22 protein-coding genes are annotated in these 22,445 nt (G+C 60.1%); 8 read left to right on the plus strand and 14 right to left on the minus strand.

Annotation, left to right across the window (positions count from 1 at the left end):
* Window position 1 precedes the first annotated feature (1 nt).
* Window positions 2–682: a cupin domain-containing protein gene (locus tag ACO6TG_RS05225; protein ID WP_422377198.1), complete on the minus strand. Its 681-nt coding sequence runs from the start codon at window positions 680–682 to the stop codon at window positions 2–4.
* A 297-nt stretch (window positions 683–979) separates the two neighbouring features.
* Here ACO6TG_RS05225 and ACO6TG_RS05230 point away from each other — a divergent pair, with 297 nt between their 5' ends.
* Window positions 980–1,528: a TetR/AcrR family transcriptional regulator gene (locus ACO6TG_RS05230; protein WP_422377199.1), complete on the plus strand. Its 549-nt coding sequence runs from the start codon at window positions 980–982 to the stop codon at window positions 1,526–1,528.
* A gap of 136 nt (window positions 1,529–1,664) precedes the next feature.
* Here the strand turns inward: ACO6TG_RS05230 and ACO6TG_RS05235 are convergent, their stop codons facing one another.
* Window positions 1,665–2,549 carry a LysR family transcriptional regulator gene (locus tag ACO6TG_RS05235; protein WP_422377200.1) on the minus strand — a complete coding sequence of 295 codons (885 nt, stop codon included), beginning with the start codon at window positions 2,547–2,549 and terminating at the stop codon, window positions 1,665–1,667.
* Between the two features lie 96 nt (window positions 2,550–2,645).
* Here ACO6TG_RS05235 and ACO6TG_RS05240 point away from each other — a divergent pair, with 96 nt between their 5' ends.
* Together ACO6TG_RS05240 and ACO6TG_RS05245 are read left to right on the plus strand one after the other, a co-directional pair.
* Window positions 2,646–3,116 (plus strand): c-type cytochrome, encoded by a 471-nt coding sequence (locus ACO6TG_RS05240; protein ID WP_422377201.1) that lies wholly within the window; start codon window positions 2,646–2,648, stop codon window positions 3,114–3,116.
* 16 nt (window positions 3,117–3,132) lie between these two features.
* A complete protein-coding gene (locus ACO6TG_RS05245) occupies window positions 3,133–3,693 on the plus strand; it encodes a luciferase family protein (RefSeq protein WP_422377202.1) in 561 nt (186 codons plus the stop codon).
* Between the two features lie 66 nt (window positions 3,694–3,759).
* On the opposite strand, the gene ACO6TG_RS05250 is transcribed toward ACO6TG_RS05245, so the two are convergent.
* Window positions 3,760–4,638 (minus strand): LacI family DNA-binding transcriptional regulator, encoded by an 879-nt coding sequence (locus ACO6TG_RS05250; RefSeq protein WP_422377203.1) that lies wholly within the window; start codon window positions 4,636–4,638, stop codon window positions 3,760–3,762.
* A 326-nt stretch (window positions 4,639–4,964) separates the two neighbouring features.
* Between ACO6TG_RS05250 and ACO6TG_RS05255 the strand changes: the two genes are divergently transcribed.
* On the plus strand, window positions 4,965–5,861 hold the full coding sequence (locus ACO6TG_RS05255) for a DUF5996 family protein (RefSeq protein ID WP_422377204.1): 897 nt from the start codon (window positions 4,965–4,967) through the stop codon (window positions 5,859–5,861).
* 164 nt (window positions 5,862–6,025) lie between these two features.
* On the opposite strand, the gene ACO6TG_RS05260 is transcribed toward ACO6TG_RS05255, so the two are convergent.
* The 5 genes from ACO6TG_RS05260 to ACO6TG_RS05280 are packed head-to-tail and all read right to left on the minus strand — an operon-like array spanning window position 6,026 to window position 10,859.
* Window positions 6,026–6,214, minus strand: coding sequence for a hypothetical protein (locus ACO6TG_RS05260; protein WP_422377205.1), 189 nt, complete (start codon window positions 6,212–6,214; stop codon window positions 6,026–6,028).
* Window positions 6,215–6,251: 37 nt separating this feature from the next.
* Window positions 6,252–6,857: an ABC-type transport auxiliary lipoprotein family protein gene (locus ACO6TG_RS05265; RefSeq protein WP_422377206.1), complete on the minus strand. Its 606-nt coding sequence runs from the start codon at window positions 6,855–6,857 to the stop codon at window positions 6,252–6,254.
* A gap of 26 nt (window positions 6,858–6,883) precedes the next feature.
* Window positions 6,884–8,878 (minus strand): MlaD family protein, encoded by a 1,995-nt coding sequence (locus ACO6TG_RS05270; protein WP_422377207.1) that lies wholly within the window; start codon window positions 8,876–8,878, stop codon window positions 6,884–6,886.
* 14 nt (window positions 8,879–8,892) lie between these two features.
* A complete protein-coding gene (locus ACO6TG_RS05275; RefSeq protein ID WP_422377208.1) occupies window positions 8,893–9,702 on the minus strand; it encodes an ABC transporter ATP-binding protein in 810 nt (269 codons plus the stop codon).
* An 8-nt stretch (window positions 9,703–9,710) separates the two neighbouring features.
* Entirely contained in the window at window positions 9,711–10,859 is a 1,149-nt protein-coding gene (locus ACO6TG_RS05280) for an ABC transporter permease (RefSeq protein ID WP_422377209.1), read from the minus strand.
* Between the two features lie 92 nt (window positions 10,860–10,951).
* On the opposite strand from ACO6TG_RS05280, the gene dgcN reads away from it, so the two are divergent.
* Together dgcN and dgcA are read left to right on the plus strand one after the other, a co-directional pair.
* Window positions 10,952–11,965: an N-acetyltransferase DgcN gene (dgcN, locus tag ACO6TG_RS05285; RefSeq protein WP_422377210.1), complete on the plus strand. Its 1,014-nt coding sequence runs from the start codon at window positions 10,952–10,954 to the stop codon at window positions 11,963–11,965.
* Complete coding sequence (gene dgcA, locus ACO6TG_RS05290) at window positions 11,962–12,945, plus strand: N-acetyl-D-Glu racemase DgcA (RefSeq protein WP_422377211.1); 984 nt, start codon at window positions 11,962–11,964, stop codon at window positions 12,943–12,945. Before dgcN ends, dgcA begins: the two co-directional genes overlap by 4 nt.
* Before the next feature lie 185 nt (window positions 12,946–13,130).
* On the opposite strand, the gene ACO6TG_RS05295 is transcribed toward dgcA, so the two are convergent.
* On the minus strand, window positions 13,131–14,300 hold the full coding sequence (locus ACO6TG_RS05295) for an MFS transporter (RefSeq protein WP_422377212.1): 1,170 nt from the start codon (window positions 14,298–14,300) through the stop codon (window positions 13,131–13,133).
* Window positions 14,301–14,421: 121 nt separating this feature from the next.
* Between ACO6TG_RS05295 and ACO6TG_RS05300 the strand changes: the two genes are divergently transcribed.
* A complete protein-coding gene (locus tag ACO6TG_RS05300) occupies window positions 14,422–15,609 on the plus strand; it encodes a protein phosphatase CheZ (protein WP_422377213.1) in 1,188 nt (395 codons plus the stop codon).
* 181 nt (window positions 15,610–15,790) lie between these two features.
* Here the strand turns inward: ACO6TG_RS05300 and ACO6TG_RS05305 are convergent, their stop codons facing one another.
* The 5 genes from ACO6TG_RS05305 to ACO6TG_RS05325 form a co-directional block, all read right to left on the minus strand.
* The gene (locus ACO6TG_RS05305; protein WP_422377214.1) at window positions 15,791–16,504 is read right to left on the minus strand and encodes a DUF4272 domain-containing protein; all 714 of its coding nucleotides are present in this window, start codon (window positions 16,502–16,504) and stop codon (window positions 15,791–15,793) included.
* Window positions 16,505–16,772: 268 nt separating this feature from the next.
* The gene (locus tag ACO6TG_RS05310) at window positions 16,773–18,101 is read right to left on the minus strand and encodes a protoglobin domain-containing protein (protein WP_422377215.1); all 1,329 of its coding nucleotides are present in this window, start codon (window positions 18,099–18,101) and stop codon (window positions 16,773–16,775) included.
* A 283-nt stretch (window positions 18,102–18,384) separates the two neighbouring features.
* Window positions 18,385–19,395: a threonine ammonia-lyase gene (locus tag ACO6TG_RS05315; protein ID WP_422377216.1), complete on the minus strand. Its 1,011-nt coding sequence runs from the start codon at window positions 19,393–19,395 to the stop codon at window positions 18,385–18,387.
* A gap of 180 nt (window positions 19,396–19,575) precedes the next feature.
* Window positions 19,576–20,625, minus strand: a complete 1,050-nt coding sequence (locus ACO6TG_RS05320) for a glycosyltransferase family 4 protein (RefSeq protein WP_422377217.1) — start codon at window positions 20,623–20,625, stop codon at window positions 19,576–19,578.
* Window positions 20,622–21,425, minus strand: a complete 804-nt coding sequence (locus ACO6TG_RS05325; RefSeq protein ID WP_094071529.1) for a UDP-2,3-diacylglucosamine diphosphatase — start codon at window positions 21,423–21,425, stop codon at window positions 20,622–20,624. Before ACO6TG_RS05325 ends, ACO6TG_RS05320 begins: the two co-directional genes overlap by 4 nt.
* Before the next feature lie 236 nt (window positions 21,426–21,661).
* Here ACO6TG_RS05325 and ACO6TG_RS05330 point away from each other — a divergent pair, with 236 nt between their 5' ends.
* On the plus strand, window positions 21,662–22,441 hold the full coding sequence (locus ACO6TG_RS05330; protein WP_422377218.1) for an SDR family oxidoreductase: 780 nt from the start codon (window positions 21,662–21,664) through the stop codon (window positions 22,439–22,441).
* Window positions 22,442–22,445: the final 4 nt, after the last annotated feature.

The following is a 22,445-nucleotide window of genomic DNA, read 5'->3' on the forward strand; positions in this document are numbered from 1 at the left end:
TTCAGTCTCCGATTTGCGGGGCGGTCTGCGGTTCTGCCAGATGCCCCGATTTCACCCAAAGACGTGCCCCGGCCTCACCCGCCTCGGCTTTCAGTGGTCTGCCGGGAGGCAGCCGCAGCCAGGAATTGGACCGGAAGGTTTCGCCGCCTTCCACAAAGCTGCCCTTGATCACCAGCGCCTCGAACCCGTCATGCGCCGCAACGGAGATTTCGGCCCCCGGTTCCCAGAGCTCTATACGCACCCGCTCGCGCGCATCTTCAAACAGGGGAATTTCAGAAACCCCGTCGCTCGCCGGCCTGGGGGTCTCCCTGTTGGTGTCAATTGTGACCTGATGGCGATCCTCCATGTCGAACTGCCAGAGCTTCACGAAGATCGTTGCTCCCGGTGCCGAGCTTGGCGTGTGGGACGAAGTCGGCGGATTGCGCACATATGTGCCGACCGGAAAGTCGCCATGCTCGTCCTGAAAGACGCCGTCCAACACCAGAAATTCCTCACCGCCGGTATGCGTATGCGCTGAGAACGCGCTGCCGGGCGCATACCGGACAATCGTTGTTGCCCGCGCAACCTCGCCGCCCACACGGTCCAGCATTCTGCGATCCACCCCTTTCATGGGCGAGGCGATCCAGGGCTCCTGATCCGCATGGACTGCGGCCCGCCGGTCGAAATTCGCATTGAGTTCCATCTGTCTGCCTTTCCCTCCCCGCGGCCTTTTCATGGCTGCGAGCCTACCGGTTCACTCTGTAGCCTTGCTGCTGCGGTTTGCCCCAGCGCAGAGCCGGTCAGGCGGGCCGTCGCCAGCCTTCCCATTTTGCATGCGCCGGAGCCTGCTCCTTCACCACTTTCTCATTCACATAGGCTCCGGATCATCCGGGACCTACCTCATCATCAAGAATTAATCTATCTATCGATAGATACTTAGTTAGGAGTTGCCCCGAGACAAGTCAAGAACTATCTATCACTCGATAGATTGGAGAGAGCCATGTCGCTGACGATGAAGGAAAAAATACTGGCGGCCGCGGAAAAGCGGGTCCGCAAGGCAGGGTTCGCAGAAATGAGTTTCCGCGACCTGGCAAGCGATGTCGGCATCAAGAGCGCCAGCGTGCACTATCATTTCCCGACCAAACACACACTCGGCGAAGCTCTTGTCGACCGCTACGCAAAGAACTTTCAGGCTGCCCTGGAAGATCTCGACACCGGCACGCTCCGCGCTGCCCTGAAGGGTTTTGTGGGCCTTTATGCCAATGCATTGGTGCTGACAGAATCCATCTGTCTTTGCGCCGTCATGGGCGCCGAAGCCAATGGTCTGCCGGAAGACATAAACCGCAAGACGGCGGCTTTCTTCAAGGCCAACAGGGTCTGGCTTGAAGCCCTGCTTGAGAAACACGGCATTGAGCACGCGGGTGACAAGGCTCTCACGCTTGTCGCCGCCCTGGAAGGGGGCATGATCATCGCGTCGGCCTCCAACGACAAGACACTGTTCGACAAGGTCGCGGAGACCGCACTCCAGGCAACGATCGGCGGCAGCTAGGACCGGGCGCGGTGGTGCCGGATGTCACGTCCGGTGCAAAATCCTGCCGTCGGGTGACACGCATAGGAGAAGCGAGCAGCCACGACGTCATTCTCCAATAAAGATGGCCAGGCCAAAAGATCGCTCGATCCCGAACCTAACCTGCTTGCCGCAGCCTCAAGGCAGCCCCAAGCGCTTCAGCGAAAAAACTCAGCAGCACTTCAATGTCGGCCTGCTGTCGAAAATCCTTGTGGGTCGCCACCCAGATGCCGATTTCGGGCCCCTCCGGAAACTCGGGAACCGCAACAAGCCCAGGTGTCTTCTGACCGACAAAAGTCGGTAGCAGAGCCAACCCCATCCCCTCGGCGGCAAGATTGGCCAATGTCAGAAAACTGTCGGCAGAGACCTCGAAGCCAGCCTGGTTGCGGGAAAACTGCCATTCCCCCGCAGTCGACTGCGCAAAATCCGGCGCAGCACCAAGCCATCGCTGGTGTTCAAGGTCAGTTTGCTCACTCCGGCGCAAATAGTCCGCTGATGCAAAAACACCAAAGGCTACAGAGCCCGCATGATACCCGCTGAGTTCCCGGGGCAGGTTTTGCCCCGGTCGCACAAGGATTTCCGCGCCGGACATCGATAAATCGATCGGATCGTTGGAAACGGCAATCTCGACATTGATGTTCGGGTGCTTCAGCCGCAGCTCGGCAAGGTGTTTGGGCAGAAGAAGACAGGCAATCGCGTCCGTTGTCGCAAGCCGAAACGTTCCCTCCAGCCCCTTGGCCGCAAGCGCAAGGCTCCGCCTGACCCGCTCCGCAGCATGATCCATCCGTTTGAGAGGCTCCAGCAGGGCACGACATTCAGGCCGTGGCCGGTAGCCATCATTCGCACGGTCGAACAAGGTGACGTTGCTGGCAGCTTCCAGCAAGGCAATCCTGCGCAAGACCGTCGCGTGATTGACGCCAAGGGCACGCGACGCCGCCGACAGTGACCCGTGTTCCGCAACTGCATGAACGAACTGCAGGTCACCCCATCTCATGCTGTGCATTTTTGCACACCTTTCCGCCTGTTTTTTTCGAATTTACTGCCACAATCAAACATGGAGAATGAAAACTGTTCAATCCTGCACAGTCAAGGAGGTCCCATGAAATCCGTCGTCAAACTGATATGTTCGCTGCTCGTTGCCGGTTCCACGAGCATTGGTGTGGCATCGGCCCAGGACACATTCGAAGGCCCCATCAAGGCCCGCAAGGCCGTCATGGCGCTATATGCCTGGAACCTGGGACAACTGGCAGCCATGGCCAAGGGGGAGATGAATTACAACCCTGAAGCGGCAGCCACGGCAGCCGAGAACATCCGGGTCCTCGCATCCATGAACAACGGGGCTGCCTGGCCACAGGGCTCCGACAGCACGGCTCTTCCCGGGGCAACCCGCGCCAAGCTTGAAGCGTGGACCACCTATCCGGAAAGCGCGGAGATCAACAAGTCGCTCGCTGACGCGGCTGCTAAAATGGCAGCCGTCGCCGCTGACGGGCTGGACGGCGTTCAGGCCAATATCGGGGCGATTGGCGGTGCCTGCAGTGCCTGCCACAAGAAGTTCCGGGAAAGCCAATAGTCCTGCGAGTTCACCCATGAACAGATCCGCTTCTGCAATTGGAATTGCAGCACAGCTGCTGGCTATAGCCGTCTTGTTGCCGGGAGGCGGCTTTGCGCAGAACACCCCCCTTCCAGAGCGGGAAGGGCCACTACCCGAAACCACCCGGTCTGTTCCCCACATTCAGCTCGGCGCGAAACCTGTTCCGGAATTGTCGGACCGTCTTTTGAAGCTGGTCGCCACACTGCCCGGTGTCGACATTCGAAGGACGGTCATTTCCTTGCCGGGTGCCCGGGGCTTCTGGCTCGATGAAGACCTCGACCTGGTGCACCCGGAAGCCATTGTCGGCGGTCGGGAGTTTGCGCATCTCCACCCCGATGGCAGCCTGCATGCCTCCCTGCCGCCCCGCCGTGCAATGGAAGCCGTCAAAACGGGCTGGGCGACACTGCATCCCTGGGCGAACAGCCGGCCTGGATGGGAAGGGTTTGTGCTGCTTTACACGCCAAGATCGGTTGAAGAAACAGATGTCGTCTTCCAGCTTCTCGCCGAGGGCTACACCTACATTACCGGCCGGACCGTTGACCTATCCACTCGGTAAAGCCAGGGGGTCGGCCCCATCTGGACGGAAAACCAGGAGAGCCGAAGAGAACGGTCTTTGCACAGCCTAGCTCCATTCGCTTGGAGGTGCGGTCGATTCGCGGATCACCAGGGAGCCACGGATCGCGTAGTCGGTCGTGAACCCGGTTTCGGAAAGCACCCTTTCAAGCGCACCGGAAGCAAGGTCTTCAATCGGCTGTCGCAATGTTGTCAGCCGGGGAACCACCAGTGACGCCATCGCAATATCGTCGAAGCCGATCACCGAAACATCCTGCGGCACATGCACGCCGAGGTCACGGGCGCATCTCAGAACACCGATGGCCTGTTGATCGCAGGAGGTCGCAATCGCGGTAATCCGTCCGCCCTTGCGCACGGATAGCAGGATCTCGCGCCCGATCGCCTCTCCTGTCTCGGAATCGAACGGGCCCGACTGGACGGTCATTTCAATCGGATCTTCGGGACGCGAAAGCGCCTCGACACGCGCTACAAAACCATCGCGGCGCTGCCGGGCAACCTCTGTTTCAAGTGGCCCTGCAATGTAAGCCATATGCCTGTGTCCAAGACCGTGCAGATGTTCGGCCAGCATGCCCGAGCCGTGCCACTGGTCTGTCGTTACCAGCGGGTAGCTGCCATAACGCCGGTCGACGGAAACGATTGGAATATCCGTACTGAAGGGAAGGCTGGCATCGGATGTCGAGACCACGATGATGCCGGAGATCGAGCGGTCATACATCGCCTTGATCTGCTTGCGCTCGATGGCCGGGTCTTCATGGGAGTTGGACAGCATCACCATGATCCCGCGCAGAGCGGCTTCCATCTCGATATGCTTTGCGAGCTGGGCGAAAAACGGATTGGTGATGTCAGGCACGATCAGGCCGACGACGTCCTCGCCAAGGCTCCTGGCGGAACCGGCTTCTGGGTCTGCATCGTATTCCAGTTCATGCATAGCCTGTACCACCTACCGATGCAGCGTTCGCGAACAAGAACGTCATCTGCGGGAACATGACCCTGTTTCATGCTTTTTGTCACGTTCAAAAGCATCGTGACGCAAGACACTTAACTTATAGTGATAGGCAAACAAGAGCCCGATCAGGCTGCGGCTTTCAATCCTGACAATTCTGACAGGCTGCGCAGGAAATGCCGGACTGGCCTTGCAGTCAGGAGATAGGCCCTCATCCGGCAAAAATAATCTTTTTGAAAAGACCTGTTCCCTCGCAGCCGGCCCCGCCTATTTCCTTAAGTCCCAAGTTGCAGCCAACCGCCGAGACTGCCATGACGACACTCCCCACCCTGCCCTATGCCAGCTGGTTCGACAGCAAGGACACGTTGCATCTCTTCTTGCAGATAATCGGCAAGATCCGCCTCAAGGCGCATCCCAAGATGAACCACTGGTGGCATGTCACGCTCTATCCGCATGTCCGCGGATTGACCACAGGGCGGATCCCTTACGGGGAGAGCGGCTTCGAAATTCTCTATGATATGCTCGATCACCGCGTGACGATCAGCCTGAACGACGGCCGGCAGGCTGCATTCGATGTGCCTGGGCTGACCGTCGCTGAATTCCACGAAGCCCTGTTCACACGTCTCGAAACACTCGGCGTGGCGGTGAAAATCGTCGGCGTACCCTATGACAATAAATCGAAAGTGCCTTTTGCCGAGGACACCGCTCCCAGGCTCTACGACGCGGCAGCCATTTCAGACTTCTGGCGGGCGCTCTGCTCCATTGCCGGCATCTTTGAAAACTACCGGTCCGGTTTTGTCGGCAAGCAGACACCGGTTCAGCTCTATTGGCATTCGTTCGATCTGGTTGTCACCCGGTTCTCCGGACGGGCACACCCTCTTGAAAGCGGCACCCAGTCGGACAGGGAGGCCTATTCCCACGAGGTCATCTCGATCGGCTTCTGGCCCGGCGACGACAGCTTCCCCGAAGCCGCCTTTTACGGTTATGCCTATCCCGAACCTGCCGGTCTCAATCAGGTTGCCCTGGCACCCTCAGAGGCTTTCTGGGCAGAGAAGAATGGTGGCGCACTGGCTATCCTGAAATACGAGGACGCGCGAACGAGCGACAATCCGTCTGCAAACATCCTTGCGTTTTTGAACAGCCTCTATGACGGAGCCGCCGCAAAGGCGAACTGGCCTGTGGCAGAGCTGAAACACGATCACGTTTGAGGGTGTCCGTTGTGCCGCTTGAAGCAACTGGATGACACGGTATGTTGCACCACACCAGACAGGGAGCGACCAGTCCATTGAACACCGGCCCCATCAGCGACCACGACCTCAAAGCCATGCGGCGGCGCTGTGACGCGGCAACACCGGGACCCTGGACTTCTTTTCTAGAAGGACGTGACCATACCAGCGGCAGTGACTTCATCAGGACCGGAGAGGATGACACACGTGGCCCGGATCTTGAAATACCAGGTGCCACGCATGCGGATCAGGATTTCATTGCACACGCCCGCCAGGATATTCCGCGCCTCCTGGCCGAAATCGATCGTCTGAAAAACGAACTCCGGATGCGCCAACCTTGATTTAACAGCAGGTCGACCGGCACGTTTTCGTTCAAACGTTCCTGAGTGTCCAGGCGGCCATTTCGGCAAACACCCGGTCGGCGGAGGCGTTCATCGCTTCCACCGCCTTGTCGACCGATGTGCTGCCGGAAGGGGTTTCGGCGCGGAACACCTTGGTCGCGACCGTACGGCCGTTGCGATCGTTGACGACACGGGCGGAGATCTCGACAAGGCCACGGTCGGTGCCATCGACCCGGAGCTCGAAGGCCCGGATTTCGGTCTGCAGCTGATAATCGATCAGGAGACCGTCGCCCGGTACGCCGACGCCGCGCAGGCGACCGGTGTTCTGCAGGGTTTCCACCAGCTTCAGCTGGACCACATTGGGCAACGTGTCCGCCCAGGCGCTTTCCGGGAAATAGCTGTAGACCGGCCCCTTGTCGACCACTGCGATATAAGTGGTATCAAGCGCTTTTAGCGCACGCGGCGCGGCAACCAGCACCTGAACACGGCTGGAACGGCCGGCAAGGCCTCCGACATCGGCCGCGGCGATGCTGTAATAGGCGGAAGGCGTGTTGCTGGCACAGCCGGAGACCAGCACGCCGAGCCCGAGCGCTCCGAGAACGCCCCGGCGGGTCATGTCTGTCGGTGTCTTCGTCATGCGTCCCAGCCCTTAACCATCGTCTTTTACCTGCGCCGCCCGCCTGAATAGGTCGGCACGTCCTCTCCACCGAAAATCACCCGGTTCGGACTGCGTTCGAAACTTTCGGCAGCGCGCTGGATCGAGATCAGCGTGCGGTTGACCTGCGCCAGAGCAGCCGTGAAATCGGCTGATCCTTGCGTCGCGAACTTGGAAAGTCCGCCGGCAATTGAATCCGCCCGGCTTTCAAAGGCAACCGCGATCTTGCGGATCGCCTGGGCTGCAAGGGTTGCTTCCTTGATCAGGCCCTCGCCATCGCCGTCGACCATGGTCGAGACCTTCTCCACCAGGCTCTCGACCCTCACGGAAGTTGCGTTCAGCGTCGCCGTCATCTGCTTGGCATCCGTGATGATCTGATCGACATCCGGCGTACGCTTTTCCAGGTTCGCTGTCATCTGCTGAACGTTGTCGGCCGCCTTGCGCGCACTTTGCAGGATCGCCGGAATACCGTCTTCCGGATTGGCAAGGCCGGAGGCCGCCGTTTCGACCGAACCGACAATATTCGCAACCTTCTCCGGATCGACAGCCTTCATGAGATCATTGGCCGTTTCCAGCGTTGTCGAGAACCGTTCTGCCGCCGCCTGAACATCGGTGATCAGCGCCGCAATCCGGTCATCCTGCCCCCGCACGGTCGCGGAGACAGCTTCGAAATTCTGTACCGTCGACTTGGTGGACGCGATGATCTCGTTGATCTGCGTTTGCTGATTGTTGAAGTTGTCGACAATGCTGGAAACATTGTCGACGGTCTGGCCAATCTGGTCCGGATCGACGCTTGCCAGGATCTCGTCGACACGCAGCAGGGAAGCGTTCATGCCCTCCGTGAAGACGGAAACATTGTTGACCACCTGATCGATTTGAAGCGGATCGATTGCCGCTGCAATTTCGACGCCCCTGGTCATGATCGCATCGACCTTGGCCACCACATCGCGGCTGCCTTCCAGGATTTCAACGACCGTGCCTTCGCGCTGCTGCACGACTTCTACGATCTGATTGACATTCTGCATGGTTTCGCTGGTTGCCGTGACCAGCTTGTCGATGTCGCCGGAGCGTTTTTCAAGCACATCGCCCAGCGCGGCGGCCCCCGCCATGACTTTTTCAATGTCTTCCGGCTTCACCGCCTCGACGATCTTGTGAACGTTGTCGAGACCCGCATTCAGGTTCTTGGTGAAGGTCTCCAGTTCCTTGGCCGCATTCTGGGCGTCCGCCACAAGCAGGTCGATATCCTTGCTGGCATTGCCGAGGCTTTGCGAGAACTTGCTCAGATCGTCAACGATCGCAGTCACCTTGTCGGAGGGAACCGCAGCCAGAAGGCGCTCACCCTGATCGACCAGTTTTTCCAGGCGCCCTGACAGGCTGGAGAAGGATTCGGATGCCTTGCCGATACTCGCCATGAAATCCTTGACGCCGTCAGAGTTGGCGGCAAGAGCACCGGAGAAGGTCTCGACATTCTGGACGATTTCATTGATCGCCGGTTCGTTGTCCTTCAGGAGGTCATCGATGGTCTTCATTGTGGAATCGGCGCGTTTCAGAACGTCACGCGCACCATCGACAATGTCGTCAAAGAAGGACCGTTCGGCTTCGATAACCGGCACCTTGCCGTCCGCCCGGCCCAGAAGCTTTGGGGAATCGGATGTGCCGCCGGTCAGGTCCACATAGGCAACACCGGTGAGGCCCGTGAAATTCAGGGTCGCCTTGGTATCCTCGCGCAGCGGTGTGGATGGCCGGATACTGACCGTGGCGACAACCTTGGTTGGATCGCCGGGGGCGAAGTCCAGCGACTTGACGTCGCCGACCTTGATGCCGTTGAACAGCACCTGCCCCCCGACCGGCAATCCGGTCACCGGGCCGGGATAGAGGATTTTCAGTTCCACGTTCTGACGAGACTCGGCCGAAACGGCCTTCCAGTAAACAAACCCGAACGCACCGAACAGGATGGCAACCATGAAAGCGCCGATCAGAATGTAGTTTGCCCGGGTTTCCATTCAGTCAGTCCAACCTATACTCGGCGCAATGCCCGCTCTCCGCGGAAGTAAGACGTGATCCATGGATCATCGTTTTTCATCATATCGTCCAGTGTTCCAATTGCCAGAACACGCTTTTTCCCAAGAACAGCAATGCGATCGCAGATGGAATGCAGGCTGTCGAGGTCATGGGTGACCATATAAACGGTCAATCCGAGAGTCGAACTCAGGTTTGCAATCAGCGAATCAAAAGCAGCCGCCCCGATCGGGTCCAGACCGGATGTCGGCTCGTCCAGAAACACCAAATCCGGATCAAGTGCAAGGGCACGGGCCAGGCTGGCGCGCTTGACCATGCCGCCGGAGAGTTCCGACGGCAGTTTGTCCGCGGCATCCTGGGGCAGACCGACCAGTTCAAGCTTCAGCCCTGCCAGTTCGTCCATCAACTGCGGCGACAGCTTCAGGTGCTCGCGCATCGGCACCTGGATGTTCTGCTTGACCGTCAGCGACGAAAACAGTGCGCCCTGCTGGAACAGGACGCCCCAGCGACGTTCGATCGCCTTGCGTTCCTTCGCATTCGCCGTGGAGAGATCATGACCGAATACCGAGATCAATCCGGTCCGTTTGGGCGTGAGGCCCAGAATGGTGCGCATCAGAACGGATTTGCCCGTTCCCGACCCGCCGACGAAGCCAAGCACCTCCCCCCGGCGAACGTCCAGGTCCAGATCCTGCAGGATGATCTTGGAGCCAAAACCGACGGTGATGTCGCGGACGGACAGCACATAATCGGCATCTTCACCGGTTGAGACGGTGTTTTTGACGCTGGTGTCAGGCGCGCGCAGCTTCATCGATCCGGTCAAACTCCAATGGCGGCAAAGAACATGGCGAAGAAACCGTCCACCACGATGACCAGGAAGATCGCCTTGACCACGGACATAGTCGTATGACGCCCGAGCGATTCAGAGGACCCCTCGACTTTCAGACCTTCTACACAGGCAATGAGGCCGATGATCAGGGCCATGAACGGTGCCTTGACCAGGCCGACCACCAGCGTATCGATGGTGATCGCAGCCTGAAGCTGGGTCAGAAAGGCCGCCGGCGGTATGTCGAGATAGACCCAGGTCACGATACCGGAACCGAAAAGCGCCGCCATATCGGCAATGAAGGTCAGGATGGGCAAGGCGATCATCAGCGCCAGAATGCGCGGCAGCACCAGCACTTCGGTCACATTGAGGCCTATCACATGAAGTGCATCGACCTCTTCCTGCATGCGCATGGCCCCGAGTTCCGCCGTAAAGGCCGACCCGGACCGGCCGGCCACCATGATGGCCGTCAGGATGACGCCGATTTCACGCAGCACCAGGATACCGGCCAGGTCGACAACATAGATGTCGGCCCCGAACTGCCGGAGATAGAAACCGCCCTGCTGGGAAATGATCGCGCCGATCAGGAAACTCATCAGCGCCACGATCGGCACTGCCCCGATGCAGCTGCGTTCGAATTGCACGGCAATGGAAATGCTGCGCAGGCGCTTGGGCTGCAACAGAACCGTGGACAGAACCAGACCGAGCGACCCCAGAATATGCAGCATGGCCATGGCGTCTTTGTAGACGTCCACCATCTGGCGGCCGGTCGTTTCCAGGAAACCCACTATGGAAAAGCCGCCACGCTCCGGTTTCCAGCTCGGCGGGTGATGACGCTCGATCTCGTCAAACAGCGTCTGGCGCACAGGCGTGACACCCGTCAGTCCGACACGTCGCCCCTTGAATTCCAGACGGCCGCGCGTGCGGTGGATCAGCCAGGCACCGCTCGTATCCAGATGATCGATGCCCGAGACGTCGATACAGGTGAGCTGATCCCGGGCCACATTCAGCTCGGCAAGGTCACTTTCGGCCTCACCAATGGTGCTGACGGTCCAGTCGCCGGAAAGGGCCAGAAGCTGATGCTCGGCACCGTCCGCCTCTAACGCAATCGTCGGTGCCGTGTTTTTCTCCAAGAATGCCATTCCGGCTGGCTGCCCTCTTGCCGCTGGTTCGTCATCCCTCGTATACCTGATTGAGAAGTTTAACGTCCAGCAGCCACTTGAAAGCTTTGTCCATGGAAATTGCCCGTCCTTACCTTTTGTTCCTCGGTGACGTTCCCGATGCCCTAGCGGCAAAAACCGCCATCGGCATCGTCGATTGGCGCAGGGACTGGTGTCTTGGGCAGGTGCGGCTTGATGGCTGCGCCGCCGACACCGGCCTGCCGGACACAAGTATTTCAGATGGCGCCGCTGCCGGCGCCCGGACCCTTGTCATCGGCGCCGTCAATGCCGGCGGACAGCTTCCGGACCATTGGGTCGATTCGATCGTGGCTGCCCTCAAGGCCGGGCTCGACGTCGCCTCGGGTCTTCATGTGCGCCTGGCCAGCATTCCCGCAATCAGGGCGGCGGCGGAAGAAAATGGCCGCCAGCTCCACGACGTACGCCACAACACGGAAACTTTCGCCACCGGCAAGGGCACCAAACGGCCGGGCAAGCGCATCCTGGCCGTCGGCACCGATTGTTCGGTCGGCAAGAAATACACCGCGCTTGCCATGGACAAGGCCATGAACGAGCGTGGCTACAGGAGTTCCTTCTGTGCAACCGGTCAGACCGGTGTGTTCATTTCCGGCCGGGGCATCTCTCTCGACGCCGTCATCGCCGACTTCATTTCCGGCGCCGCGGAATGGCTGTCCCCGGCAACCGAGGAAGACCATTGGCAGATCATCGAGGGGCAAGGCTCGCTGTTTCATCCGTCCTTCGCCGGGGTGACGCTTGGTCTCTTACACGGCTCGCAGCCGGACGGCTTCATTGTCTGCCACGAACCGACACGCACCAGGATGCGTGGCGTCGAGACCCCGTTGCCGACAATCCAGCAGGTCATTGACATGACCGTCCAATGCGGCCAGCTGACCAATCCGGACATCCGCTGCGTCGGCGTTGCCGTCAACACTGCCGCGCTCGACGATGACGAGGCACTCGCCTATCTCGCCAAGGTCGGCGAAAAACATGGCCTGCCGGCGACCGACCCGGTCCGCTACGGTATGGATGCCATCGTCGACAAGGTCTCCGCGGAGTTTGGTGCCCCATGAGCATTTCCGTCAGCATCGAAGCACAGCGCTTCGAAATCGCGGGCGGTTTCAAGATCTCCCGCGAAACCCGCACCCATGCGCAGGTCGTTGTGGTGAGCCTGGAGGACGGCACGTATAGGGGCCACGGCGAATGTGTGCCCTACCCGCGCTACGGCGAGACGCTTGAAAGCGTTCAGACACAGATCGATGAAGTTGCCGAACTTCTGAAAGAAGGCCTGACACGGGAGCAGCTGCTGCACCTCATGCCGGCCGGGGCGGCCCGAAACGCCGTCGATTGCGCGCTGTGGGACCTGGAGGCCAAACGTTCTGGCAGACGGGCCGCAGATCTGGCCGGTGCCGGCCTGCTCAAGCCGGTGACGACGGCCTTCACCATCAGCGTCGACACGCCTGATGTCATGGCAGAGAAAACCCGTGCGGCCGCCCATCGGCCATTGCTCAAGGTCAAGCTGGCAGGACCGGGCGATGACCAGCGCATTGCCGCCGTGCGCGCGGCAGCGCCCGACAGCACGCTGATTGTCGATGCCAACGAGGCCTGGGATGATACCTGCTTCCAGATCAACATGGCTGCCTGCGAAGCCGCCGGTGTTGCCCTGATCGAACAGCCGCTGCCATCGAAAAACGACGGCCTGCTGGCCGGATTGGACCGAAAGGTCACCATCTGTGCGGACGAAAGCCTGCATCCGGGAAAGAGCATCGACGGCCTTGCCGAGAAATACGATGCGGTCAACATCAAGCTCGACAAGGCGGGCGGCCTGACAGCGGCGTTGAAACTGGTCGAAGACGCGAAGGCGCAGGATCTGAAGGTGATGGTCGGCTGCATGCTCGGCACATCCCTGGCCATGGCCCCCGCCGTGGTGATCGCGCAGACCGCCGATTATGTGGACCTCGACGGCCCATTGCTTCTGGCTGAGGATCGCAACCCGGGACTGCGCTTTGAAGGCAGCACACTTTACCCGCCGGAGCCGGAGCTTTGGGGCTAGCCCCAGCCCATCAGCGCCTTCGGCAAGGACAAGAGACCATCATACACACCACCTCATCCTGAGGAGGGCCGTCAGGCCCGTCTCGAAGGATCGGCCACCGTTTCCCGATCGGAATGCCCATCCTTTGAAACGGCGCTGACATGCCGCCCCGGAAACAGGCTCTCAAGGTTGTGTAGCGGCAAGCGTCAGTCACTCGCCCCCATCTGCCGCCGCACCAACGGTGTCAGCGCCATCATGATCAGCGTGCCCACCAGCGCGACAACCGCCATCAGATAAAACGGCCAGTCATGGTTGAGGTCATAAAGCGCGCCGCAGATGCTGAGGCCGATGGCCATCTGGATGCCAACCGACGTTGCCAGGAAGCCCTGTCCGGTCCCGGCCCAGCGAGCCGGCACCACCTTGGCCAGGATGGCCACCGCGCCCAGATGCGCCGCCCCGAAGGACAGACCGTGCAGCAATTGCAGCGCAGCCATGGCCGGCAATGTGTCGGCAAAGGGAAACAGGGCCCAACGCAAGGTGGCAGCCAGGCCGGCCGCAAACAGGAACACCGGCGGATCAAAGCGTTGTGCGATTTTTCCGGCAACGCTGAACAAGGCAATTTCAGCCACAACGCCAACGGCCCAAAGCACACCAATGGCAACATCCGGTACCGCCTTGGCCTGCCAGTAGAGCGTCCCGAAGCCGTAAAAGGCAGCATGGCTGGCCTGGAACAGGCCGAGCACGGTCACCACCGGCCAGAACCAGATGCTGCGAAACGGTGTCTCCGCGTCCGCGGCCGGCGAACTCGCTGCCCCATTGTCCCGCTGCTGGCGCGGGAGTGACATGGCCACCGCACCCGTCACCACCCCAGCCGAGACAATCGCCAGCACGAGCATCCAGGACGTTCCCTCGGCGGCAAGCACGCCGCCGACCAGATTGGCTATGACGAATCCGGCCGAGCCCCAAAGACGCATCCGCGCATAGTCCGCCCCCGTATTGCGTTGAACATCCAGCGCATACGCATCACTCAGGGGAACGATCGGTGCGTTCATAACCATGTATCCGATGACGGCAATTCCGAGCATGACCGAACCGCCGGGCAAGAAGAACCCGCACAGGAACGCTGCCCCCAGCAGCGAATAGATCAGAACGGACAATCGCCTTTGACCCGTCCTGTCGGAGAGATTCGACAAGGCCGGGCTCGCTGCGATTCTCGCGATTGTCCCTGCCCCCAGGATAAAACCGATCTCCGCGGCAGTTAAGCCGCTCACGCCCAGAACAACCGGAAAAAACGGCAGAAACAGGCCAAATCCGAAGAAGTGACCGGCAAACAGCCCGGACACGCGGGCACTGATCGGAATTGAGTTAAATGCCATGAATTAACGTGCGGGAAGCCGTCCTAAAAAGGATGTTAACGATTTTCGCCTTACCCTGAAGGATAAGTTGTCCGCGTTGCGGCAACAGATGACCCTTAGGCAAGTTGAGATACGCGTCCACATGAAAGCGGAAGCAGTACAGGAAGAGCAAGGGCTGATCGGCGAAGCCGAATACCAGACCCTCGAACAGACCCTGATGGAATCCGATCGCGGGCGTCGGTTTCTAAAAGAGTTTCTCAATCGGAACAAGACCCCGGAAACCACAGAGATTCTGGGGGCCATCCACCGGCTTGAGAAGGTGGTGACCCGGCAACGCAAGGTTCCGGACCTCGACAAGATCCGTCTCGACATTGCCGACATGCACGAGGCGATCGAACGGACCAAGTCCGAGATCGCAAACATCAAGCAGGAAGGCGACGACAGCAACCGCTTTGTTGATGCCTCCCATGAGCTCGATGCCATTGTCACGCAGACGGAAGGCGCAACCCAGTCCATCCTGGAAGCCGCCGAGCAAATCCAGGAAAAAGCCTGGGTGCTGCGCGAAAACGGTGCCGACGATGCGACTTGCGACGACATCGACGCCAAGGCGACCGAGATCTTCATGGCCTGTTCCTTCCAGGATCTCACCGGCCAACGCACCAACAAGGTCGTTCAGGTGCTGCGCTACCTGGAAAGCCGCATCAACCTGATGATCAACATCTGGGGCATCGAGGACATGGATGCGGACGACACCGCCGGTCCTGTCGATACCCGCCCGGATGCACATCTGCTCAATGGTCCGCAGCGGGACGGCGGCGGCGTTTCCCAGACCAATGTCGACGAACTGTTCTCTGCAAGCGACGATGTACTCGACGCCGCAATCAAGGAAACTGGCGCTGAAATGCCGGCCGCACCGGTCCATGCCAGCGATGCCGATGTCGACGCCATCATGGCAGCAGCCGACGAAGCCGAAGAGGCTGTCGCCGACGAGGTTGATATCGACGCGATCATGGCAGGCGGCGACGAGCCGATGGACGCAGCCGCAATCGACGACATGTTCGCGGCGACCCCGGCGGCCGCGGAAGAAGAAGCTGAAGAGGATGTGCCTGAAGTCGTCGCAGCCGAAGACGAGTTCGATGTTGCAGATCCGGACGCCACGCTTGACGAAGCCGCCATCGAGGCCCTGTTCGACAGCGAAGTCAACGCAGAGGCTGAGGCCGAAGCTGAAGCGGACGCAGACTGGGAACTGACCGAAGAATCCGCAGCCGAGGACGGTGACGACCCCCTGCAAAGCCTTTCCGAAGCAGAGCGTCAGGCCCTGTTCAACTGATAACTGCCGGAAGCGCTTTCGCGCCGCTCCCAAAAGAGCCACCCGCTTTCAAATATGGCCCGGTGAGTCATCCTCACCGGGCCATTTCGCTTTCGGGCCAAGGCAGACCTTTTGCCAGGCGTCATCGACCAGTTGTAGAAGCGTAATCCTGCACAGGCTCGTGCCAGACTTTGGACCGTGTTCAGGTGTCTGTGGAGATGTCATCCCAGGACTGGCCTGAGTAGCCGATCAGCCAGTTCAGAGTATAGTGGCGCTCATAAACAACGCCCGGATCAAGGGAGGTTGGCGCTGCACGGCCGTTGATGCGCGCATCGACAACAGCCCAGTGATATCGATAGATCAAATCGGCAGCATCCAGGATTTCAGCCTGTGAGCGCAGCCTTGCGCGTGCACGCAGGCCGTCAGGACCAAGGTCACGCAATGTTTCCGCCAGAAGAGGCACATCCGTGATCACACCGGCGGACCCGATCTCGTCATAGACCCCCATTGCCCAGAGCAACACGTGAACCGCCTCGTACCGCCACACGAACTGAATACGCTCCTGCTCCGTTGGTGTGCGATCTTTCATGAAGGCTTCTTCGTGGGGCGTAAAAAACCCTTCCGCCCCGAACTGCGCGATCAACTCCTGACCCAGGGAATAGTCGTCCGTCTCCGCCTTGACCGCGACGATGGCAAGCGCAAGCGTTCGCCTTACGACGTCTTCCTCCGTTCGCCGGAGGCTCTCGTCAACAGTCTCGATCTTCGGCAGGTGATCGATGTATTTCACACCTTCTGAACGCAGGATTTCAATGGAACGTGCCTTGCGTTCTGCCGCTTCTTCCGCCATGGCAGAACCCATGCTGACAATCAGCATGGGGATCAAGACCAACGTCAGGAACCTCAAAACCGCTCTCATAGACTTCCCCCGATCTTCTGTGGCAGCTGGCGTTCAGGTCAGCCAGAACCGGACTGACTTCGAAGATCCAGTCTTCAAAGAGGTTTGAACCAGCTACCTCCGGAAAGCCTTTTGAAGCAACAGAGAGGAGCGCTCAACAAAAAGGTGAGCAACGCGACGAGGGCAATTGCCCGGTTGAAGAGCCTGTGTCCACCGGGGCTACGCCCTGCAACAGAAAACCTCCGCAACCTGAGAGGTGGCGGAGGTCAATTCCGTCAGCGATCCTGGATCAGCCGTTGATCCTGTCGAAGAACTGGTCGGCCTGAAGCCCCAGGTGATCTGCCTGGCTTTTCAGGGACGTCGACAGGCTTCGGATCGACCCGACCGAACCGCCAACTGTCTCCACGGAACCACGCACCGCCGTGATTTCGTCGGTGACCGCCTGGGTGCCCTGGGCAGCCAGCTGCACGGAGGAGGAAATCTCCGCCGTGGCGGCGGCCTGCTGTTCCACGGCCGAAGCAATGCCCGTCGCAATTTCCGACAGTTCGCCGATGATCGTGGTGATTCCGTCGATATCCTGCGCCGATTGCTGGGTCGCCTGCTGGATGCTGGCGATCTGCTCCGTAATGTCTTCCGTCGCCTTGGTGGTCTGGCTGGCCAGTTCCTTGACTTCCGAGGCAACGACGGCAAACCCCTTGCCCATCTCGCCTGCCCGTGCTGCCTCGATCGTGGCATTGAGTGCAAGCAGATTGGTTTGCGCTGCGATGTCGGAAATGAGGCCGATCACCGAGCCCACCTGCTCGGCAAAGCGTGCCAGTTCCGTCATGGATTCATTCGTATTGCGCGCGCCTTCTACGGCCTTAATCGCCATTTCGCGGGACTGCCCCGCCTGCCGTCCGATCTCGCTGATGGACGCCGTCATTTCTTCCGTGGCCGTGGCGCTTGACTGGACACCGCTGGCCGTTTCCCCGGATGAACTGTCCATGGCGACGATCCGGGAGCTGATCTCTTCCGTCTCGCGGCTCAGGCTGCCGAAGGAGGTATCCAGTTCGTCCGAGGCTGAGCGAAGCGCGCCGATTGTGCCGCCGAGCGTGTCCTGGAATTCCTGGATGGCGGATTTGAGCCCTTCCTCTCGCGCAACGGCCTCCGAAACCATCTTGTCGTGATACGTCGAAATGGCGAGGTCCATGTCGAGCATGATCAGCTTGTTCAGGAGCGCCAGCGCCCGGCTGCGCTTGGCATTCGACAGGAAGCGCTTCTTCATCAACAGGTCGCTCATGCGGGTCAGCACAAACGAGTAGCCGCCGATGTACCAGCTGGGATCCAGCCCGATGCGCACATGCGCCAGTCCTATCCGGACGGCACGTTCCTCATAGGCAGCGTCCGGTCCATCGGAAAACAAACCTTCCCAATGGGCCATCTGTGCGGCCACCAGACGGGATTGCTGTTCGCCGACAAGGTCCGCCAGATGCGGCACGGTTTTGACGTGGGCATAAAAGTCCTGAAGAACCTGGGGCAAGGCAGACTTGATCAGCGGCCAAAGAGATCGCGCCAGGGCGCGGTCTTCTTCCTCATACCGGAAGAATGTCAGCCGGTCCTTCAAACTGGTGTGTTGCATTGAAGCCTCTTAACTCATTTGTGCACACGCTGCTCCGCACCTCTGGCGACCTGTGCTCGAGGTCGCGCAGATTTGCCGGCGCCAAAGCAGCGTCACGGTCACGTCCCGGCGATGTTAGGAGAAGCGGATCGCCTGCATTCAGCGCAGACCATCCTTGCTCAGGCCCTGCATTCCGTTCGTCCCGTCTCGACGAATTGAAGACGGTGCATTCCCCGGAACCCCACTCCCGGTTGCAGATAATCCGCCTTCACTTCCGCTCTACAAAAGAGGCTCTAAGAGAGCGTTAACGGGCAAGCGCCGTCATCAGCATCTGTGGATCAATATTGCCACCGGTCAAGACGACACCAACCGTCTTGCCGGCAACTGGCAGTTTGCCGGAGAGCAGCGCGGCCAGAGCCACTGCCCCACCCGGTTCCACAACGAGCTTCAGCTCGGTGAAGGCAAAGGCGACGGCAGCAAGGGCTTCCTTGTCGGTCACGATAAGCCCGTCTCCGGCCAGCTGCTTCAGTATCGAAAAACCGATTTCCCCGGGCGTTTCGGACAAGAGCGCGTCGCAGACCGAACCGGACTTTTCCACGTTGCTCAAGCGCTCCCCTGCGTCAAGCGAGCGTTTGTAATCGTCGAAACCCGCCGGTTCGACCGTGTGAAACCGGGTCTTGGTCGACACTTCCGAAAGAGCCAGCGCGATGCCGCTCGACAGACCGCCTCCCCCGGTGCAGGCACACACGTCGTCGAGCGCCAGGCCAAGGTCTTTTGCCTGACGGGCCAGTTCAAGGCCAACAGTGCCCTGGCCGGCAATCACGCCGGCGTCGTCAAAGGGATGAACGAAGGTCGCGCCGCTGTCGCGGCACAGTGCCGCAGCGATCTCGTCCCGGTCTTCCGTAGCCCGATCGTAAGTCACGACCTCTGCCCCGAAACCACGCGTCCGCTCCAGCTTGATCGCGGGCGCATCTGCGGGCATGACGATGGTGGCCGGCATGCCGAGCAACTGCGCACCTGCCGCCACACCCTGGGCATGGTTGCCGGAAGAACAGGCAACAACGCCCCGCGGACGATCCGCCGCCGGGATCATGTTGAGGCGGTTGAAGGCGCCTCGGAACTTGAAGGATCCGCTGCGCTGAAGGTTCTCGGGCTTGATCAGAACGGTCGCGCCAACCGCTGCATCCAGAGCCGGATGCCGCAGGACCGGTGTCACCACCGCTTCACCACGGATGCGCTCGGCCGCAGCGCGGATGTCATCGATCGACACCGCCGCAGGAGACGTTTCAACGACTTGGGAGTGGAGGTCCGTCATGTGGGCTCTTTCTTGGGTCTGAAACAGAAAACAGCCATTCGCATGCCTGGGCACGCGAACAACAGGCCCGCCACCTGGGGCTGGCATTCAGCAAGAAATTTCACAGGAGAGCGGACCGCGCCAGCAGGAAATTGTCCGGGTGTCAATTTAGCCGTTTGCGAACACGGCACCAGCCGCCTGTTACTCGGCGGCCTTGGCGTCGCCGTGGACGCTGTTGTAGATGTCCCGTGCCTCGATGCAATTGTCCAGGAACTGACGCGCGCTGGCGGCCCATGTGTAATTCAGGGCGATTTTCCGGCAATGATCGCGGGGAATGTCCAAAGAGGCGATCGCGGCCTCGCGAAGATCTTCGGACAGCACGCCGGCACCGGTGTCACCAATCACGTCAAGCGGCCCCATGACCGGATAGGCCGCGACCGGAACACCGCAGGCGAGCGCTTCCAGCATCACATTTCCAAAGGTGTCGGTCAGCGAGGGAAAGACAAACACGTCCGCATCGGCATAGTGGCGGGCAAGCTCCTCGCCCACCTTGGCTCCCGTGAAATGCACCTTTGCATACTCGCGGCGCAGACTGTCCAGTTGCGGCCCGTCGCCGACGACCACCATCGATCCTGGAAGGTCGAGATCCAGGAAGGCCTTGATGTTCTTTTCAACGGCAACCCGCCCGACATACATGAAAACGGGGCGCGGCAACTCTTCAGGCAGAACCGAGCCCTCATAGGGCTTGAAAAGCTGCTCGTCGACGCCCCGGGACCAGCGCATCAGGTTGTTGAAACCGCGATCCCGCAAGTCCTGTTCCAGCGAGCGCGTGGCCACCATGCAGCCACAGCCGGCATTGTGGAACCGCCGCAGCCAGCTGTAGGACCAGGCCAGGGGAACCGGCAGGCGCGCGGAAACATATTCGGGAAACCGGGTGTGGTAGCTGGTCGTGAACGGACGCCCGGTCTTTTTCGCAACACTGGCGGCCAGCAGGCCCAGCGGCCCTTCTGTTGCAATGTGAAGATGCTCGCAGCCATACTCTTCGATCTTGCGCCGAACGATGCCGCGATGGGTCAGGGACAGCCTGATTTCTGGATAGGTCGGACACGGCAGGGTCTTGAATTCCTGCGGCGACAGGACTTCGACCCTGACACCGATGGCCTCAAGCTCTTCCGCGGTGCGTTCCAGCGAGCGGACCACACCGTTGATTTGCGGATGCCAGGCGTCCGTCACGATAAGAATGGAACTCATGCGGCGACCGGTGCTTCCTTGGATTTCGGCCGCACCGCTTTCGTCTGGGTCTTGTCCACCCATCTGATCACCTCAAACGTGCCATCATGGTGTTCGGCGACCGCAGTACAACTCTCTACCCAGTCACCCGTATTGATATAGTGGATCCCGTCGAGATCCCTGTCGGCCGCGTGGTGGATGTGACCGCAGATCACACCGTCAACACCCTGCCGGCGCGCTTCGTCAGACAGCGCCTCTTCGAACCGCCCGATGAAACTTACGGCGTTTTTCACCTTCAGCTTCGCCCAGGCGGACAGGGACCAGTAAGTCAGTCCAAGGTTCCTGCGCACAAAATTGACCCAGGTGTTGATGCCAAGGGCGGTCACGTATGCCTTGTCGCCGAAAAAGGCCAGCCACTTGGCGTGCCGGATAACAACATCGAACTGATCGCCGTGGATCACCAGGTAACGCTTGCCGTTGGCGGCCTCGTGAATGATGCTGTCGGTCACCTCGACGCCGCCGAAATGGGTACCGAGAAAACTGCGCAGGAACTCGTCGTGATTGCCGGGGATATAGATGATCCGGGCTCCCTTGCGGCCCTTGCGCAGAATTTTCTGAACCACATCATTGTGCAGCTGCGGCCAGTACCAGGACCGCTTCAGGCGCCAGCCATCGGCGATGTCGCCGACCAGATAGATGGTCTCGGCATCGTGATCCTTCAGAAAGTCGAGCAGCATCTCCGCCTGGCAGCCGCGCGTGCCAAGATGAACGTCTGACAGAAACAATGCCCGGTAATGCCGCGATCCCTCGGCGGTCGACATGGCAATTCTCCAAATTCCTATTGGGGCGCTATAGACGCGATTCAAGTATCACTATTATGACAATTAAGCCGTCTTCCTTCTCTGATTTTGTTTTCCGCCTTCATGATTAATACGTGGACACGCGCCGGATTTACATCGCGATGTCTCAGCGGCAGGCCTGTAGCAGCTTCCCGTTTGACACTGCGCGACCTGAGCGTCCACAAAGACGCTCAAATTGATCTGACGGGAGACATTCCATGGACCTTGGACTGAAGGGCAAAAAAGCAATCATCTGCGCATCCAGCCGCGGGCTCGGCCGGGGTTGCGCCGAGGCACTCGCCGAAGCCGGCTGTTCCGTCGTCCTGAACGGGCGCGACGAAGCTGTTCTGGCGGAGACACGGGTGGCACTGGAGACCCGCTACGGCGTTGAGGTCACCGCTGTTGCGGCCGATGTCTCGACCCAGTCAGGCCAACAGGCCCTGCTTGCCGCCTGTCCCGACCCCGACATTCTGGTCAACAACAACGGTGGCCCGCCCCGCAAGGACTATACCGAGCTTGATCGCGAGGCGCTGATCAGCGGTGCGATCCAGAATTTCGTGACTCCGGTTGAGCTGATCCAGGCGGTAACGCCCGGCATGAAGGCACGTGGTTTCGGCCGTGTCGTCAACATCACCTCGCTGTCGGTCAAGATGCCGATCGAGGGTCTCGACCTGTCGAGCGGCGCGCGCGCCGGCCTGACGGCCTTTCTGGCGGGTGTCTGCCGCCAGCTTGCCCCGCACGGCATCACCATCAACAACCTGTTGCCGGGCAAGATGGACACCGACCGGCTGAAGGGCGGCTTCACGCGCACGGCTGAACAGACCGGCCGGAGCCTCGACGACGTCCGCGCCGAACAGGCAGCCGGCATCCCTGCCAAACGCTTCGGCAATGCGGAGGAATTCGGTCAGACCTGCGCCTTCCTGTGCTCGCGCCACGCGGGCTACATCACCGGGCAGAACATCCTGATGGATGGCGGGCTCTATCCGGCGGCGTTTTGAGGGG

The organism is Roseibium sp. (genome assembly GCF_965233565.1).
Taxonomy (GTDB): Bacteria; Pseudomonadota; Alphaproteobacteria; order Rhizobiales; family Stappiaceae; genus Roseibium.

Excerpts from the sequence above, each read along its gene's own strand:
- ACO6TG_RS05225 (WP_422377198.1), bottom strand. The coding sequence starts at position 682 with ATGGAACTCAATGCGAATTTCGACCGGCGGGCCGCAGTCCATGCGGAT.
- ACO6TG_RS05230 (WP_422377199.1), top strand. The coding sequence starts at position 980 with ATGTCGCTGACGATGAAGGAAAAAATACTGGCGGCCGCGGAAAAGCGG.
- ACO6TG_RS05235 (WP_422377200.1), bottom strand. The coding sequence starts at position 2,549 with ATGCACAGCATGAGATGGGGTGACCTGCAGTTCGTTCATGCAGTTGCG.
- ACO6TG_RS05240 (WP_422377201.1), top strand. The coding sequence starts at position 2,646 with ATGAAATCCGTCGTCAAACTGATATGTTCGCTGCTCGTTGCCGGTTCC.
- ACO6TG_RS05245 (WP_422377202.1), top strand. The coding sequence starts at position 3,133 with ATGAACAGATCCGCTTCTGCAATTGGAATTGCAGCACAGCTGCTGGCT.
- ACO6TG_RS05250 (WP_422377203.1), bottom strand. The coding sequence starts at position 4,638 with ATGCATGAACTGGAATACGATGCAGACCCAGAAGCCGGTTCCGCCAGG.
- ACO6TG_RS05255 (WP_422377204.1), top strand. The coding sequence starts at position 4,965 with ATGACGACACTCCCCACCCTGCCCTATGCCAGCTGGTTCGACAGCAAG.
- ACO6TG_RS05265 (WP_422377206.1), bottom strand. The coding sequence starts at position 6,857 with ATGACGAAGACACCGACAGACATGACCCGCCGGGGCGTTCTCGGAGCG.
- ACO6TG_RS05270 (WP_422377207.1), bottom strand. The coding sequence starts at position 8,878 with ATGGAAACCCGGGCAAACTACATTCTGATCGGCGCTTTCATGGTTGCC.
- ACO6TG_RS05275 (WP_422377208.1), bottom strand. The coding sequence starts at position 9,702 with ATGAAGCTGCGCGCGCCTGACACCAGCGTCAAAAACACCGTCTCAACC.
- ACO6TG_RS05280 (WP_422377209.1), bottom strand. The coding sequence starts at position 10,859 with ATGGCATTCTTGGAGAAAAACACGGCACCGACGATTGCGTTAGAGGCG.
- dgcN (WP_422377210.1), top strand. The coding sequence starts at position 10,952 with ATGGAAATTGCCCGTCCTTACCTTTTGTTCCTCGGTGACGTTCCCGAT.
- dgcA (WP_422377211.1), top strand. The coding sequence starts at position 11,962 with ATGAGCATTTCCGTCAGCATCGAAGCACAGCGCTTCGAAATCGCGGGC.
- ACO6TG_RS05295 (WP_422377212.1), bottom strand. The coding sequence starts at position 14,300 with ATGGCATTTAACTCAATTCCGATCAGTGCCCGCGTGTCCGGGCTGTTT.
- ACO6TG_RS05300 (WP_422377213.1), top strand. The coding sequence starts at position 14,422 with ATGAAAGCGGAAGCAGTACAGGAAGAGCAAGGGCTGATCGGCGAAGCC.
- ACO6TG_RS05305 (WP_422377214.1), bottom strand. The coding sequence starts at position 16,504 with ATGAGAGCGGTTTTGAGGTTCCTGACGTTGGTCTTGATCCCCATGCTG.
- ACO6TG_RS05310 (WP_422377215.1), bottom strand. The coding sequence starts at position 18,101 with ATGCAACACACCAGTTTGAAGGACCGGCTGACATTCTTCCGGTATGAG.
- ACO6TG_RS05315 (WP_422377216.1), bottom strand. The coding sequence starts at position 19,395 with ATGACGGACCTCCACTCCCAAGTCGTTGAAACGTCTCCTGCGGCGGTG.
- ACO6TG_RS05320 (WP_422377217.1), bottom strand. The coding sequence starts at position 20,625 with ATGAGTTCCATTCTTATCGTGACGGACGCCTGGCATCCGCAAATCAAC.
- ACO6TG_RS05325 (WP_094071529.1), bottom strand. The coding sequence starts at position 21,425 with ATGTCGACCGCCGAGGGATCGCGGCATTACCGGGCATTGTTTCTGTCA.
- ACO6TG_RS05330 (WP_422377218.1), top strand. The coding sequence starts at position 21,662 with ATGGACCTTGGACTGAAGGGCAAAAAAGCAATCATCTGCGCATCCAGC.